Below are 2054 nucleotides of genomic sequence, written 5' to 3'. Positions count from 1 at the left end.
CGCGGCTCGATGCGCTCTACCAAACCATTTACGAGGAAACCAAGGTGCAGCAGGCGGTGCTGGACGCCGAGGCGCTGCGCACGCGCGGGCAGAGCTATGCCGCCGAGGGCAACCGGGCAGCGGCGGAAAAGGCCGAGGCGGAACTGGTCGCGCTGCGCGACCGGCTGCGGCAGGACTATACGCTGCGCGTGGTCAACCGAAGCGACGTGCAATCGGGCTTCTGGACCATTCCCGACATCAACACCGAGGCCACCAACTACTATATCGTGGTGGAAGCGCTGGACGGGGACGGCAAGGCGCTGAGCCTGCCCATCCTCAACGAGGAAAACGGGGAAACCGAAGTGGTCTCCATCTGGGGCCAGCGCGTGCCCGAGGCGGTTTACGACGCCGTGGCCGCGGACAAGAGCGACGACGGCATCATCCAGGTCAACCAGGTGGGGCGCAAGGCCTATGGGTTCCTCGACGTCGAATACACAATGCCGGTTCTCGGCGGCGCAGTGACACGGTGGTAGCCCCATGAGCATCCGCGGACCCGAAGCGCTGGCGAGCCTGGACGAGGCGATGCGCGACATCAGGCGCGAGGAAGAGGATATTTCCCGGCGGCTGGCGCGCTCGGCCGACAAGCTGGGCAAGATCAGGGAGACCGAGGCCGGCCTGTTCCGCCAATTGGCGCAGGTGCGGCTCGACCCGGCCATGCAAAGCGAGCTGGATGGGCGCATCTCGGGCGCCGAGGCCAAGGCGCGCGACATGCTCAAGGCCCATTCCAGGGAACTGGGCAAGGCCGAGCAGGACGTGGCCGAAATCGACGCGAGCCTGACCCGGCTCACCGGCGAGCGCGCTGCCGCGCTCAAGACGCTGAGCGAGCAGCAGGAAGCGTTCAAGGCGCTGGTAGCCCAGCTCGGGCCGACCATCGCCAAGGACCCGGCTTTCGCGCAGAAAAAGCAGCAGGCGGCGGAGCTGGCCGACATCGCCGCCCAATCCATGGCCAAGACCGAGCAGGCCGAAGCCGACCGCGAGGAGAAGGGCAAGCCTTATCGCGACGACCCGCTGTTCATGTATCTGTGGGAAGCCGGCTATGGCACGGGCAGCTATCGCGCCAATAATCTGGTGCGCTATCTGGACGGGCTGGTGGCCAATCTGGCCGGATTTTCCAAGGCGCGGCCGAATTTCGCCATGCTCAACGAAATCCCGCTGCGGCTGCGCGAGCATGCCGAGCGGCAGATCGCCAATGCACAGGCGGCAGAGGCCGAACTCGATGCGCTGGAAGTGAGCGCCATCGACGCCGGCGGCGGCAAGCCGCTGCGCCAGGCGATGGAAGCCAGCCAGAAGCAGATTGACGCGCTGGACGCCCAGATCGTCGCCACCGAGGACCGGCGCGACGAGACGGCCAGCCTGTTGGGGCAATTATCCCAAGGGGGCAATCCGGCATTCGAGGGGGCGCTGTCGGAACTGGCGGCGGCGCTGGGCCGGGAAGACATGCGCACCCTGCTCGACGATGCCCGCCGCACCCGCAGCGGCCAGGACGACACCATCGTCGCCCAGATCGACGATGCGCGGGCGCGGGCCAAGGAAGAGGAAACCGAGACGCGCGAGCTCAATGAGCGGCTCAAGACGCTCTCGGCGCGGCGGCGCGAGCTGGAAGACATCCAGTGGGAGTTCAAGAAGCAGCGCTTCGACGACCCGCGCTCCAGCTTCGGCGAGGAGCGGCTGGTGGGCGATCTGCTCAACGACTTCCTGCGCGGAGGCATTTCGGCCGCTTCCTATTGGGAGCAATGGCGCAAGAGCCAGAACTGGAGCGCGGGCACCTCGGACTGGGGCGGCGGGGTGGGCCTGCCGCGCAGCGGGCGCCAACGCGCCAGCAGCCCCTGGCCGGAAGCGGGCGGCAGCACCTTCAACTGGCCCGATTCCAGCTTTGGCGGCGGGAACAAAGGCAGCAAGGGCGGCTTCGGCGGCGGCTGGAGCGGCGGCGGCAAATCCAGCAGCGGCGGCGGCGGTTTTTCAAGGCCCCGGACCGGCTCGACAGGCACGCGCAAGCATGGCGGCTTCAAGACCGG

The 2054-nt window shown here is 67.6% G+C and carries 2 protein-coding genes; both read left to right on the top strand.

Annotation, left to right across the window (positions count from 1 at the left end; genetic code table 11):
• On the top strand, nt 1-512 hold a 512-nt coding region (locus VDP82_RS17510), incomplete at its 5' end, for a DUF6384 family protein (protein ID WP_323016098.1).
• A 4-nt stretch (nt 513-516) separates the two neighbouring features.
• On the top strand, nt 517-2054 hold a 1538-nt coding region (locus VDP82_RS17505; RefSeq protein WP_323016097.1), incomplete at its 3' end, for a hypothetical protein.

The sequence above is a fragment of the Devosia sp. genome (assembly GCF_034675085.1).
Lineage (GTDB): Bacteria > Pseudomonadota > Alphaproteobacteria > Rhizobiales > Devosiaceae > Devosia.
Note: the sequence above shows the minus strand (reverse complement) of the source record. Positions and strands in the feature narration are given on the sequence as shown.